This window comes from Staphylococcus sp. HMSC063F05, assembly GCF_001837075.1.
GTDB classification, from domain to species: Bacteria; Bacillota; Bacilli; order Staphylococcales; family Staphylococcaceae; genus Staphylococcus; species Staphylococcus epidermidis.
This window is the reverse complement of record NZ_KV831350.1, coordinates 65,328-79,804: the sequence shown is the minus strand read 5'-3', so window position 1 is coordinate 79,804 and position 14,477 is coordinate 65,328. Positions and strand designations below refer to the sequence as shown.

The following is a 14,477-nucleotide window of genomic DNA, read 5'->3' as shown; positions in this document are numbered from 1 at the left end:
GATAATAATACTGATGCTGATATAAAAATGAGAAATCCGAATAAAATCTTATCATACAGATTACAAAAGATAACTATAGCATTATGATATAAATATTTTTTTAAAGAGAAATCACACTAATTTCGAAGATATTTTAACTTACATATAGATTTTTCATTATACTTCACTAAAACTAAATGATTATTATAATACCGTATACTCTCTTTATATTCATCACGTTTATTTACAACGTCATTTATTTCAGCACCATCACCAACTGTCTCATTAATTGATAATTTTGAAATTGAATCAAACAAAAGTTTCAATTATTGAACGCTATATAAAATTAATCAATTCTATGAAGCTTAGCTACACAACAGCAAAAATTATTCTTTAAGCTACTGTTTTTTACTCTGGTGCACGTAAGGGCGAAATTAGAGCCCTCACATGGCGCGATATTAACTACGATGATGATTTTCATACATATAAATAAAACGGACTATCACGGTGAAGTGACAGCCCCTAAAACAAAAGCAGCAATACGTGATATATACCTACCTTTTCATATGATGAATGACATAGAAAAATATTTAAAATGGTACAAAGAAAACAATGTATATAAAGATGATTATGTATTATTCGGTACATTCTTCAAGGCATACAGTGAATCAACTATAGATCGTTGGTTTACCACTGCATTAAAAGTGTTAGATGAACAACTGCCAGACGTTCAGACATTCCCTAGAATCGTTATACATGAATTAAGACATAGCCATGCGTCTATGCTAGTCAATCATGGTGCAAGTATCATGGTAATAGCACAGCGTTTAGGTCATGCTGATAGTAATGAAGTATATAACCGATACGGTCATTTGTACCCTAGTACGCAGAAAGAAATAGTTAAATACTTGTAAGGAGTCTTATAAATGAATGAGTTAGGTCAAACAATTATTGAGAATTACAATACCTTTGCGCCAAAAAATATGTTCTCAGAGTGGCTTAAGAATCTGCTACAACCACTTGCCACTTTATCGTTGGGATTTTTTGTATATAAATACACTGATAATCGTCATAAAAAAAGATTATTAAACGAGTTAGATTCGAAGTCAGAATGGAGAAAAACGTTATTTATAATAGGTGGGAACTCTACCGTCACATTAGATGATGTATATCAATTCAGAACTGCACTAAGATTTAATTTTAAAAACAATGGGAACTATATCGATAAAGAGAAAAGCAAAAAAGAAGGCTTTAGTTATTTCTTTGACAATATGAATATAATAATTATTAAATACTGTATTAATCTAATAGAAAAGAAGCAAGCAGTATCTAACTCAATAGATTTAGATATAAAAGATCAAAACAGTATAAGACTATTTTGTAGATATATGTTAGCAGACCACTGGGAGAAAAATCAAAATAAAAATTTAAAATTTGATGATCCTAACAAAGAAGAAGAGTTATGTATTTTCACATTAAAAGAGTTTTTGAAGCTACACAAATATTATCAAAATTCTAAAGATGAAGATTCAAAAAATAAATTTAAGTCTTTATTTGACGAATCGAAAGAGTTAGTAGAAAAAAAAGACACCCCTTCATAAGGTGTCTTTTTCATTGTGCACTATCTGTGCACTTTTTGTGCACCTAAAATCCAAAAGCCCACAACCACTTGGGTTGCAGGCTATATAATGGAGACGGCGGGATTCGAACCCGCGTCCAGAGGTCCTGATACAAATCTTTCTACGTGTGTAGTTTATTGATAATTTTCGCATCATGCTAAGCAATAAACAACCAACATGATACTAGCTTGATTATATTTCATCTAAACAGACTTCAAGCGGCAGTGTTTAGCATATCCTACTAGGGTTGAATCGCGTTAACAGCACGTAGGAGATGCTGTTAGGCGATGCAGTGGCTATTACGCAGCTACTGCGAAATTATTGTTTGATTTGTCAGTTATATTTAACCGAAATGTGTTGATGACGGAGCCAACCCTCCGACACGCTTAATAAGCTCGGGGACCCCTGTCGAATCCAAGAACGTCCCCTCAATTCAAATCAATCTAACAAAATATTTGGTTAAATTATCAATAAAACAATTTGACACTGCATACAATCATATCAAAGATGGCCCGATTAAGCAATGATATTGCTTAATAACGGGCTTTAACTGCACGATCAATATCTCGTTTTACCGCTTTTTCTTTAAGTGCTTGACGTTTGTCGTATTTCTTTTTACCTCTAGCAACGCCTAATAAAACTTTACATTGACCATGTTTTAAATATAACTTCAACGGAATAATAGAATAACCTATTTCTCGTGTACGCTCACCTAATTTTTGAATTTCTTTTTTGTGCAAGAGTAATTTACGTGTACGTAAAGGGTCATGATTAAAACGGTTCCCTTCTTCATATGGTGCAATATGCATATTATTCAGGTACATTTCGCCTCGTCTCACTTGCGCAAAGCTATCTTTTAAATTGGCACTACCACGACGTATGGATTTAATTTCAGTACCTCTTAAAGCAATACCCGCTTCAATTGTATCTTCAATATTGTAGTCATGTCTTGCTTTACGGTTTTCAGCTAACGTACCTGGTGATTTTGATTTTTTCTTAGCCACTATTACTCACCTCATCTTTGCTGACTATTTTTTCTTTCGACGTGATTTTTTCTTCACACTTTTATCTTTATAAAAAGGTTTGTGGTGCGTATTACCTTGTTTATCTTTTTTACGAGCATTTTTACCTTTACGTTGCTTACGTTTTTTCTTTTTACCTTTACCATTACGATCACTTTTAGTATGGTCTAACGACTTGCCACGTGTTTTAGCTTGAATGGTTTTCTCACGAGCAGGTCGTTGTGATGATGTCTTTTTAGGTAATGGCATGCCAACAATTTGGAAATCTATCATGCGTTCTTCCACATCAACATGTGTCACTTTAACTTTGACCGCATCACCAATGCGAAAGACCTTTGCTTGACGTTCACCGATTAGTGCCATTTGTCGTTCATCAAAATGATAATAATCGTCTGTCATATTAGCGATATGAACCATACCCTCAATAGTATTAGGTAATTCTATAAACATACCAAAATTAGCAACCGAGCTAATGATACCTTCAAATTCATCACCAATATGTTGAATCATATACTCAGCTTTTTTCAATTCATCAGTATCACGTTCGGCTTCAATGGCACGGCGTTCACGTTGTGATGTGTGCTCAGCTAATTCTGGCAACGTCTCTTCCCAATGACGTATTTCTTTTTTATCCATAGAATTCTCTATTAAATATTTACGAATTAATCTATGCACTGTTAAATCAGGATAACGGCGTATTGGAGACGTAAAGTGAGTATAGTACTCAGCAGACAAACCAAAATGTCCTAAATTAACATCATCATAATGTGCTTGTTGCATAGAACGTAACATCATCGTTGAAATAACCATTTGTTCTGGTCTACCTTCAACTTCTTCTTGAATGTTTTGTAATGTTGTTGGATGAATATCTTCACCTGTACCTTTAATCATAATACCAAAATTGGTAATAAAGTCGAAGAACTGTCTTAATCGGTCAGATTTTGGTTGTTCATGAACACGATAAATAAATGGTACTTCCAATTTATTGAAGTGTTCAGCTACTGTTTCATTGGCTGCTAACATGAATGATTCAATTAAACGTTCTCCTTCGCCACGTTCTCTCATTAGCACTTCTGTTGGAATACCTTCGTCATTCACAAGTACTTTCGCTTCATTAATATCAAAATCAATTTCTCCACGACGTTTGCGCATACGAATTAATCTATTTGATAAATCTTGCGCTAAATCTAACATAGGTGTTAAATCTTTATATTGTGAACGTATTTCAGAATCTTGATCAGTGATAATTTTGTTAACTGCATCATATGTCATTCTGTAGTTTGAATGTATTACACTATCAAAGATTTCATGTTTTACAACTTCGCCTCGTTCATTTATTTCCATTCGACAACTTAATGTTAAACGATCTTCTTCCGGATTTAATGAGCATATTCCATTACTTAGACGGTGTGGAATCATCGGGATTACTCGATCGACAAGATACACACTTGTCGCACGATCATATGCTTCTTTATCTAAAGCTGATCCTTCTTTTACATAGTAACTTACATCTGCAATACTAACTGTAAGCTCGGTGTTGCCATTTTTTAATTTTTTTACAGCAATGGCATCATCTAAATCTTTAGCATCTGCGCCATCTATAGTGATTGTTAATTCATCTCTTAAATCACGACGCCCTTCGATTTCAGATGGTTCTATTACATCCGGTACTTCTTCAGCTTCTTGTAATACATCATCTGGAAACTCGATTTCTATTCCATGCTGGTAAATGATGGAAAGTATATCTACACCTGGATCATTTTTATGACCTAATATTGCTGAAACGTGGCCTTCTGGATTGTCAGTACTATCGGCATACTTCGTAATTTGTACTAATACTTTATGACCATCTACAGCACCTAAATTTTGTCCTTTAGGTATAAAGATATCTTGCATAATACGTTTGTCATCCGGTAATACGAAACCAAAATGCTTTGCTTCGCTATACGTTCCAACAACTTGTGTAACTGAATGCTTTTCAATAGATTTTACTTCACCTTCAATTTTACCTTTATGTTCTCCACGAGATTTTTGAATTTCCACGATGACAGTATCTCCATCTAATGCTCTATTGATTTTAGTTGGTGGAATAAAAATATCATCCATCTCGTCATCTTCAGGTCTTAAGAAAGCAAAGCCTTTTTTATTTTGACTTAACGTTCCTTTGATTAGTTTTGAATTTGTTTTGTTGGATTGTTTACGTTGATATCTGTCTGTTCTTGTACGTTCAATTAAACCAGACTGTTCTAATTCAACGAGTATTTTAATTAAATCTCTAAATGAGTCGGCACTGTTTAAACCTAACGCATCTTGAAAGTCAGATACTGACATGGGTTCATAGTCAGGTTGTTTTATCATTTCTTCGATGGATTGCTTTAAATTCATTATGCCCCTCCTTTCTCTCCTACATCTTTATTTTTTACTCTGTCCATTCCAATGATTCTAAAAATTGATATACATCTTCAAAGACTTTCTCTTTTTCTTTATCAATGGTAATCACATGACCTGAATGTTGATACCATTTGATTTCTTTTTCATCAGAATCGACATGATTATATATATAATTTGCTGATTGAGGATCAATCATTGTATCTTGTTCTGCTTGTACGACAAGTATTGGATCAATTACTTCATCGACATGTTCTTTAACTCCATTTAGAGTGTCACTCAGTTCTCTCAGGGTTTCAGTTGGATGAAATTGTTCCATTTCTTGATCAATCGTTTGTTGATCTTTGCCTTCATATTTTTTAAAGTTACGTGCATATTCAAGAAAGCCTTCATAAATCGAACCTTCTGTTTTATTCTCCATAGGTGCACACATAGTTATAATCCCCTTCACATCACGATTTAAACTTAGTTTTAATGCGAAGGCGCCACCTAATGATAAACCAGCTACTGCTATTTCTTCGTAACCTTGATCTACTAAATAATCATAACCATCTAAAACATCTTTAAACCAAACAAAAGGGCTAGATTTTAATATTTCTTCTGGGGGTGCTGCATGTCCTTCATATTGTGGAGCATAAGATGTATAGCCCTTTTTTTGAAGATAACGCCCAAGTTGTCTTACATCAGCAGAGTTACCTGTAAAGCCGTGAAGAAGTAACACTGCACGTTTCCCTTCTTCAAAAAAGAATGGTTTTGGTAGTTTAATTTGCATGATTAAAATCCCTCTCCCTTATAGTAAGTACTCAATTTATCCTAAATAAGTTAAGTATTTCAATTTATTTCATATATTTAAAAATCTCTTCATTATTATCAAATTGACTTGATAAATCATTATTCCCTTTAACATATGATTTAAAAACATGATTGTCTCAATTATAAAATAAAAAAGTCCGACAAGTACATCGTCGGACTCAGGCTGATAATACTTAATAGCAAATGTGATTAATTTGCCCTATCATTTATCAGTCTTGGTTAAGATTCATTTACTTCATTAAAACAAATATAATATTCTCTACATACCTAAGTAACTAATACAAAACATAAGTACAAAGAATAAAATAGCCAAAATTATTGTTAATCTATGCAAGAATAAATCGACGCCACGTTGTTTTTGTTTACCAAACAATTGTTCAGCGCCACCACTAATAGCACCTGAAAGTCCATTACTTTTACCTTCTTGGAGTAATACAACAGTCACTAATGCAATACAATCTATAATTAATAAAACGATGATTAATGTATGCATAAAAATTGTCCTCCGTTCATTATATACGAAAGAAATTATAACACATCTTTATTGATGTAATCAAACTTCTATCTATTGAAAGTACTTTTACGTGTAATAGAAACAACTAGCATATAAATTGCTAGAATTATAGATCCAATCACTACAATTAAAATTGGTAAAACTGCAAGTACATTTTTTACATCTAAAATACCTTGAATAAATAAGTAAAGATTTACGAGTGTAAATAGTGCATTAGAAATATATACGGCAAACATAAACCACCATAAATATGGATGGCGATTCCAGAAAGCAACAGTACCTGCTAAGTAAGCTAAAATATACATAATTCCAGTGTATCGGTCACTATTTAAAATGTTTTTCACTGCTGTATCTGATGTTTTTTGACCAGCTAAAGATAAAATTGATTTAGCTGTTGATTCATCTAATACAATAAAGTGGTGTATGATAAGTAAAATACAAAACACTAATGAACTTATCGCAATTAAACGTCCAGTTCTTATTTCTTTAGCATTTGAGTCTGTCATAATTGTACTCCTTTTACAAAATTACTCACATCATTATATCAGTTTACATTAATAATTTAAAATGTACTTAACTAAAAAAGCCCGTTGCAGCCTCAACTCTGCAACGGACAATTCAATTAAGATATTAAATAATAAGCGTGAACTCTTATAAAAATTAAAGAGATATTATTTATCTAAATTGTAGAAAGATTTAATTCCTTCAAATTTAGCTGTTTCGTATAATTCATCTTCAATACGTAATAATTGATTGTATTTAGCAATACGGTCAGTTCTAGATAATGAACCTGTTTTAATTTGGCCTGCATTTGTAGCAACTGCGATATCAGCAATTGTAGTATCTTCAGTTTCACCAGAACGGTGAGATACAACCGCAGTATATCCAGCTTTTTGAGCCATTTCAATAGCATCGAATGTTTCAGTTAATGTACCGATTTGGTTTACTTTGATTAAGATTGAGTTACCAATACCTTGTTCGATACCTTTAGATAAAATTTCAGTGTTAGTTACGAATAAATCATCACCAACTAATTGAACTTTATCACCGATACGATCAGTTAATTGTTTCCAACCTTCCCAATCGTTTTCATCCATACCATCTTCAATAGTGATGATTGGATATTTACCAATTAATTCTTCTAAGTAGTCAACTTGCTCTGCTGCACTACGTTTAGCACCGTGTTCACCTTCGAATTTAGTGTAATCATAAACACCATTTTCATAGAATTCAGAAGAAGCACAGTCAAATCCTAAGAATACATCTTCACCTGGTTTGTATCCTGCTTTTTCGATAGCTTTAATAATAGTTTCTACAGCGTCTTCAGTGCCTTCAAATCTAGGAGCGAAACCACCTTCATCACCTACTGCAGTTTCTAAACCACGTTCACTTAAGATTGATTTAAGGTTATGGAAGATTTCTGCACCCCAACGTAATGATTCTTTGAATGACTCAGCACCTACAGGTAAAATCATGAACTCTTGGAAAGCAATTGGTGCATCTGAGTGAGAACCACCATTAACAATATTCATCATAGGTACTGGCAATTGTTTACCATTAAATCCACCTAAATATTTATATAATGGTTGACCTAATAAGTCAGCAGCTGCACGAGCTACGGCAATAGAAACACCTAAAATGGCATTTGCACCTAATTTACCTTTGTTGTGTGTACCGTCTAATTGAATCATCATTTTATCAATAGATACTTGATCTAAAACTGAAAATTCACCTTCAACGATTTCTGGTGCGATCATTTCGTTAACATTTTCTACCGCTTTAGTCACACCTTTACCTAAATAACGTGATTTATCTCCATCACGTAATTCAACTGCTTCATGTTCACCAGTAGAAGCACCAGAAGGTACTAATGCACGTCCGAAAGCACCGCTTTCAGTTAATACTTCAACTTCAACTGTTGGGTTACCACGTGAGTCTAAGACTTCGCGAGCGTAAACATCTGTAATAATTGGCATGTTTAATATCTCCTTTAATTATATTATATGACTATTATAGCCTTTTTCTAAACTTTTATAAAATGATAATACATATAAAACCAAGAAAATTTGAACATCTATACGTTGCTGTAAATTCTTAATCTTAATGCATCTATTCTAATGTTTAATCAGTGATTCACCTGTCATTTCAGATGGTTGTTTAACATTTAATAAATCTAATAATGTCGGCGCTAAATCGCCTAAACGTCCAGTTTCTCTTAATGTAACACCTTCTTTAGTTACAATAACTGGAACAGGATTAGTTGTGTGTGTCGTCATAGGTTGGTCGTCATCAGTTAATACTTGATCTGAGTTACCGTGGTCTGCAGTGATGATGGCATGACCACCCATATCAATAATTTTGTCAACGACTTCACCAAGACACTCATCTACTGCTTCGATTGCTTTAATTGTTGGTTCAAGCATACCACTATGTCCAACCATATCTGGGTTAGCAAAGTTCAGTAGAATTAAATCTAAGTCACCTTTGTCTAACTCTTCTAATAATGCATCTTTAACTTCATATGCACTCATCTCAGGTTTTAAATCATAAGTCGCTACTTTTGGAGAATCGATGAGTCTACGACGTTCTCCTTCGAACTCTTCATTTCGTCCACCACTCATAAAGTATGTTACATGTGGATACTTTTCAGTTTCAGCAATACGTAATTGTTTCAAGCCATTATCTTGAGCAACTTCACCGATTGTATTATTTAAGTCAACTTTTTCAAATACAATTTCAGCATCTACATTGTCATTATATTTCGTGAATGTAGCGTAGAATAAGTTGTCCACTTGTTCAACTTTAAATCCATCAAACGCTTTATTAGTAAAGATTTCTGAAAGTTGAGCTGCTCTATCTGGACGGAAATTATAAAAGATTACTGCGTCTCCGTCGTTCACACCATCGTTTTGGCCTTCAACTATAAACGGTTCGACGAATTCATCAGTCACATCATTTTTATAATTAGCTTCAACGCCTGCTTTAGCTGAAGTAAATGTAGGACCTTCAAAGTTACGAATAGCATTATAGGCACGTTCCTCACGATCCCAACGCTTGTCACGGTCCATAGCATAATAACGTCCTGAAACAGAAGCGAATTGGCCTACACCTAATTCTTTAAATTTATCTTCAGTTTCCTCTATATATTTCAAAGCAGATTTTTGATCAACATCACGACCATCTAAAAATGCGTGGACATATACTTTATCTATTCCTTGCTTTTTAGCTAATTCTAAAATAGCAAATAGATGCTTATAATGACTGTGTACACCACCATCAGAAAGCAATCCGAATACATGAAGCGCAGAGCCATTGTCTTTAACATGTTTAACAGCGTTATTTAATACAGTGTTATCAAAGAATTCTCCGTCTTCAATCGATTTATTAATACGAGTTAAACTTTGATATACGATGCGTCCTGCACCAATATTCATATGTCCTACTTCAGAGTTACCCATTTGACCTTCAGGAAGACCTACATCTAAGCCACTAGCTTCTATTTGTGTTGTAGGATATTTTTCATAATATCGATCAAAATTAGGTTTATGTGCTTGCTTAACTGCATTGCCATGTTCACTTTCACGATTTGCGAAACCATCTAAGATGATTAAGGCAGTTGGTTGTTTTGCCATAATTATTTTGCACCTTCTAACAATTGTACGAAATCTTCAACTTTTAATGATGCGCCACCTACAAGAGCGCCATCGATATCTGATTGAGCCATATATTCTTTAATGTTATTAGGTTTAACACTACCACCATATTGAATACGTGTAGCGTCAGCAACCTCTTGACTAGATAAGTCAGCTAATGTTTGACGTACGTGAGCACACATTTCATTTGCATCTTCAGATGTAGATGACTTACCAGTACCGATAGCCCAAATTGGTTCATATGCAATAACAACTTCTTTAAGTTGATCATCTGATAAACCTTCGACAGCTTTTTTCACTTGATTACCTACGATTTTATTTGCTTTACCAGCTTCACGTTCTTCATCAGATTCACCTACACAAATAATAGGTGTCATACCGTGATTGAAGATAGCATGCGCTTTTTTGTTTACTTCTTCGTCAGTTTCGTGGAAATAGTCACGACGCTCTGAGTGACCAATCACTACATATTTAACACCTAATTCAGATAATGCTACTGGTGAAGTTTCTCCAGTATAAGCACCGCTTTCTTCAAAGTAAGCGTTTTGTGCTCCAATTTTTAACCCTTTTGCTTTACCATCTTTAACAGCTGTTACTAAAGCGTCTAATTGGATTGTTGGTGCACAAATAACTGATTCTACTTCTTTAGGATCAGGTAATGTTGGTAATTCGTTTACAAAGTCTTTAGCTTCTTGAACTGTTTTATTCATTTTCCAGTTTCCGGCTATAATTGGTGTTCTCATTCATTACACTCCTTAATTTTTAGTGTTAAATTTGTAAGCTTTTATCCAAATACTTGCTTATTTCGAAATAAACGTTGAAAGCAAAAATGACTTTCTATTGTTTTATTCCCACATCAAAGTATTTAAAAACTTATTTATCATTAATAGCTTTTATACCAGGTAATTCTTTACCTTCTAAGTATTCTAATGATGCTCCTCCACCAGTAGAGATGTGTGTAAAGTCATCTTCGAAACCTAATGAAATTGCTGCTGCGGCAGAGTCACCACCACCAATAATAGTAGTAGCGTCTTCCAATTTAGCAATAGACTCACATACACCGATTGTACCTTTAGCAAAATTACTAAATTCGAATACACCCATAGGTCCATTCCATACTACAGTATGTGCACCTTGTAATTCTTTATTAAATAATTCTACTGTTTTAGGTCCAATATCCATTGCTTCTTGATCTGAAGGGATTTCATTGATAGATACTTCAGTGATTTTTGCATCATTAGAAAATTCTTTAGCGATTTTACAATCTACAGGTAATACTATTTGATCGCCATTATTCTCTAACAAGTCTTTAGCAAAATCAATTTTGTCTTCTTCCAATAATGAAAGACCTATTTCCTTACCTTGCGCTTTAATAAATGTATAAGCCATACCGCCACCGATTAAGATTTTATCTGCGATATTAACTAAATTTTTGATAACATTAATTTTATCTGAAACTTTAGCGCCACCTAAAATAGCAACTACTGGTTTTTGTGGATCATTCACTACGCCACCAATAAATTTAATTTCTTTTTCCATTAAGTAACCAGCTGCTGTTTCTAGATGAGTAGAAATACCTACGTTTGACGCATGTTCACGGTGCGCTGTACCAAATGCATCATTAACAAATACATCACCTAATGACGCCCAATATTTACCTAATTCAGGATCATTTTTAGATTCTTTTTTACCATCTAAATCTTCGAAACGTGTATTTTCAACTAATAAAACATCGCCTTCATTTAAGTTTTCAATTGCTGTTTCGAGTTTTTCGCCACGTGTTTCAGGAACGAATATAACTTCTTTACCTAATTTCTTAGATAAGTTTTCAGCAACAGGCTTAAGTGAAAGTCCTTCTTTATCACTCTCTTCTTTAACTTTACCTAAGTGAGAGAATAAAACTAATTTACCACCTTGTTCAATAATATATTCGATTGTTGGTAATGCTTGAACAATTCTGTTGTCATTAGTGATTTCACCATCTTTAATTGGAACGTTAAAATCAGCGCGCTCAAGAACAACTTTACCTTTTAAATCTAAGTCTGAAACGATTTTTTTAGCCATTATCTATTTCCTCCTTCGTATAGGAAAACTTTATATAAAAATAAGCGGAGAAGCGTATGTGCTCCCCGCTTACTCATAAGCTTATATATCTAATTAAACAGTACAGAGCACTAGTCAAATTATGAACGTGTAGAAGAGCTTTACACTCTCCACGCTATAACTTTAAATAACGTGCTTATCCGTTAAGCTTCAATTATTTAGAAAGTTCAGCTAAGTGAGCTAATGTACGTACTAATTGAGCAGTGTAAGACATTTCATTGTCGTACCAAGCTGCAACTTTAACTAATTGACGATCTCCAACAGTCATAACACGAGTTTGAGTCGCATCAAATAATGAACCGTAAGTCATACCAACAATATCAGAAGATACGATTTCGTCTTCAGTGTAACCGAATGATTCGTCAGAAGCTTGTTTCATAGCACTGTTAACTTGGTCAACAGTTACATCTTGTTTGTCTAATACTACAGTTAATTCAGTTAAAGAACCAGTAGCAACTGGAACACGTTGTGCTCCACCGTCTAATTTACCATCGATTTCTGGAATAACTTTACCGATAGCTTTAGCAGCACCTGTTGAGTTAGGGATAATATTTTCAGCTGCTGCACGTGCACGACGTTTGTCACCTTTTCTGTGAGGTGCGTCTTGTGTATTTTGGTCACCAGTGTAAGCGTGAATTGTAGTCATGAAACCTTCAACTAAACCGAATTCGTCACTTAAAACTTTTGCAACTGGTGCTAATGAGTTAGTAGTACAAGAAGCACCTGAAACAACTGTTTCTGAACCATCTAATGTATCATGGTTAGTGTTGAATACGATTGTTTTTACATCACCTTTAGCTGGAGCTGAGATTAATACTTTTTTAGCACCTGCATCGATGTGAGCTTGTGCTTTTTCTTTATCAGTATAGAAACCAGTACATTCTAATACTACGTCGATATCTAAATCGCCCCATGGTAATTTACCAGCATCTGGTTCATCGAATGATTTAATTTCTTTACCGTTCACACGGAATCCACCTTCGATAACTTCAACTTCTCCAGTGAAACGACCTTGCATAGTATCGTATTTTAATAAATGAGCTAACATATCGTCATCTGTTAAGTCGTTAACTGCAACTACTTCAAGACCTTCTACATCTTGAATTCTTCTGAATGCTAAACGACCAATTCTACCAAAACCATTAATTGCTACTTTAATTGCCATTATAATGGCCTCCTTTAAAATGATATTTAAAAAGTATTAAACTTTTTATTACTATTGTAAAATGACTTTTGCTGCGGCTTCATCTGTAATCAATACAGTGTTTTCCGGTGCAATTGAAAGATAAGCTTTAATAGCTTCTCCTTTTGATTGTCCACCAGCAACCGCAAAGATAAAGTCTTTGTTCTCAAGATCCTCTAGCTGAAGGCCAATCGTTTTGACCTTATGAACTATTTGACCCTGAGCATCAAAATAATATCCAAAAGCTTCTCCAACGGCTTGATGATGTTGAAGGTTATCAATCACATTTTGAGATGATTGACGTCGATGCGCCATCTTCAGCGCATCACCAATGCCGTGTATTGTTATATTAGCTTGCTTGATTTTATCTAGTGTATGCATGACAGAAGGTTCCAACATTAACGTATCGTATGTGGACTCACTCACGTTGTCTGGAACATAGAGTGTTGTATAATAGCCACCAGCTTGTTGGGCCATACTCGAAGCGATTGTATTCGCTTGATAAACAACATTTTCTCCAAGTCCACCTCTAGCTGGAACAAAGAATACGTTAAACGGTAATAAATGTATCGACTCACTCACGCACGCCATTGTTGAACCACCAGTTACAGAGACAATAGCATCTTCATAAAGTATACCTTCTAAAAGTTGCCCAGCTTGTTGACCCATTTCACGTTTTACAGTTCGATTAGAATCGGAATCTCCTGGAATGACATGTACATCTTTAATATGAAATTTATCTTTGATAGCACTGGCCAATTTATGGTCATCGCTATAAACATTAAAGTATTCACCTAGTTGTGCTAATACTTCAGTACCTTCATTAGTAATTTCCATTCCCGTAGGTTTGACACGAATTAATTCTTGCTTCTTTAACATATCTGTTTCCGACCGTAAAACTCTCTCAGTCATATCCATATGTTCACTTAGACTTCTTCTTCCTACAGGTTGATTTTGAGAGATAGTAGATAAAATATAAAAGCGTCTATACATCTTATCTATAAGATCAGGTATAAGCTTTTGTTGAACTTTAATTAAGTCTTTCACTACTACCTTCCTCCTTATATCTTTGTAACAAAGGTACTTGAGAGGCAATCATAACTAAGCTTTGACTTTTTAAGTCCCAGGTGGGACAAAATCTAACCTCTTTACACTTGCAATACTACTATTACGTATTATAAATTGCAAGTGAATTCACTTAAT

General features: G+C 34.2%; 13 protein-coding genes, 1 other RNA gene and 1 pseudogene. 2 read left to right on the top strand and 13 right to left on the bottom strand.

All coding sequences use genetic code 11. From position 1 onward, the window contains the following. Nucleotides 1-116: 116 nt before the first annotated feature. Nucleotides 117-296, bottom strand: a complete 180-nt coding sequence (locus HMPREF2576_RS11775) for a hypothetical protein (protein ID WP_001829655.1) — start codon at nucleotides 294-296, stop codon at nucleotides 117-119. Between HMPREF2576_RS11775 and HMPREF2576_RS07600 the strand changes: the two are divergent. Both HMPREF2576_RS07600 and HMPREF2576_RS07595 read left to right on the top strand, forming a co-directional pair. Beyond that, nucleotides 262-893 (top strand): annotated as a pseudogene (locus HMPREF2576_RS07600) (site-specific integrase); the annotation flags it as partial. The gene HMPREF2576_RS11775 and the pseudogene HMPREF2576_RS07600 sit on opposite strands and share 35 nt — an antisense overlap. A gap of 12 nt (nucleotides 894-905) precedes the next feature. Beyond that, the gene (locus HMPREF2576_RS07595; RefSeq protein WP_001829583.1) at nucleotides 906-1,580 is read left to right on the top strand and encodes a hypothetical protein; all 675 of its coding nucleotides are present in this window, start codon (nucleotides 906-908) and stop codon (nucleotides 1,578-1,580) included. Nucleotides 1,581-1,665: 85 nt separating this feature from the next. Here the strand turns inward: HMPREF2576_RS07595 and ssrA are convergent. The 12 genes from ssrA to HMPREF2576_RS07535 form a co-directional block, all read right to left on the bottom strand. After that, nucleotides 1,666-2,026: a transfer-messenger RNA gene (gene ssrA, locus HMPREF2576_RS07590) on the bottom strand. 105 nt (nucleotides 2,027-2,131) lie between these two features. Beyond that, entirely contained in the window at nucleotides 2,132-2,602 is a 471-nt protein-coding gene (gene smpB, locus HMPREF2576_RS07585) for an SsrA-binding protein SmpB (RefSeq protein WP_001829588.1), read from the bottom strand. Nucleotides 2,603-2,626: 24 nt separating this feature from the next. Further along, complete coding sequence (rnr, locus tag HMPREF2576_RS07580; protein WP_001829677.1) at nucleotides 2,627-5,005, bottom strand: ribonuclease R; 2,379 nt, start codon at nucleotides 5,003-5,005, stop codon at nucleotides 2,627-2,629. Nucleotides 5,006-5,039: 34 nt separating this feature from the next. Beyond that, nucleotides 5,040-5,780, bottom strand: coding sequence for an alpha/beta hydrolase (locus HMPREF2576_RS07575; RefSeq protein ID WP_001829672.1), 741 nt, complete (start codon nucleotides 5,778-5,780; stop codon nucleotides 5,040-5,042). A gap of 300 nt (nucleotides 5,781-6,080) precedes the next feature. Next, a complete protein-coding gene (gene secG / locus HMPREF2576_RS07570) occupies nucleotides 6,081-6,314 on the bottom strand; it encodes a preprotein translocase subunit SecG (protein ID WP_001829669.1) in 234 nt (77 codons plus the stop codon). Nucleotides 6,315-6,382: 68 nt separating this feature from the next. Next, a complete protein-coding gene (locus HMPREF2576_RS07565) occupies nucleotides 6,383-6,841 on the bottom strand; it encodes a hypothetical protein (protein ID WP_001829646.1) in 459 nt (152 codons plus the stop codon). Nucleotides 6,842-7,006: 165 nt separating this feature from the next. Further along, nucleotides 7,007-8,311 (bottom strand): surface-displayed alpha-enolase, encoded by a 1,305-nt coding sequence (eno, locus tag HMPREF2576_RS07560; protein ID WP_001829595.1) that lies wholly within the window; start codon nucleotides 8,309-8,311, stop codon nucleotides 7,007-7,009. Between the two features lie 138 nt (nucleotides 8,312-8,449). Next, a complete protein-coding gene (gpmI, locus tag HMPREF2576_RS07555) occupies nucleotides 8,450-9,967 on the bottom strand; it encodes a 2,3-bisphosphoglycerate-independent phosphoglycerate mutase (RefSeq protein ID WP_001829591.1) in 1,518 nt (505 codons plus the stop codon). A 2-nt stretch (nucleotides 9,968-9,969) separates the two neighbouring features. Continuing rightward, the gene (tpiA, locus tag HMPREF2576_RS07550; RefSeq protein WP_001829574.1) at nucleotides 9,970-10,731 is read right to left on the bottom strand and encodes a triose-phosphate isomerase; all 762 of its coding nucleotides are present in this window, start codon (nucleotides 10,729-10,731) and stop codon (nucleotides 9,970-9,972) included. Between the two features lie 130 nt (nucleotides 10,732-10,861). Beyond that, entirely contained in the window at nucleotides 10,862-12,052 is a 1,191-nt protein-coding gene (pgk, locus tag HMPREF2576_RS07545; RefSeq protein ID WP_001829665.1) for a phosphoglycerate kinase, read from the bottom strand. A gap of 193 nt (nucleotides 12,053-12,245) precedes the next feature. Beyond that, the gene (gap, locus tag HMPREF2576_RS07540; RefSeq protein WP_001829667.1) at nucleotides 12,246-13,256 is read right to left on the bottom strand and encodes a type I glyceraldehyde-3-phosphate dehydrogenase; all 1,011 of its coding nucleotides are present in this window, start codon (nucleotides 13,254-13,256) and stop codon (nucleotides 12,246-12,248) included. Nucleotides 13,257-13,307: 51 nt separating this feature from the next. Beyond that, nucleotides 13,308-14,321 carry a sugar-binding transcriptional regulator gene (locus HMPREF2576_RS07535; RefSeq protein WP_002438918.1) on the bottom strand — a complete coding sequence of 338 codons (1,014 nt, stop codon included), beginning with the start codon at nucleotides 14,319-14,321 and terminating at the stop codon, nucleotides 13,308-13,310. Nucleotides 14,322-14,477 lie beyond the last annotated feature (156 nt).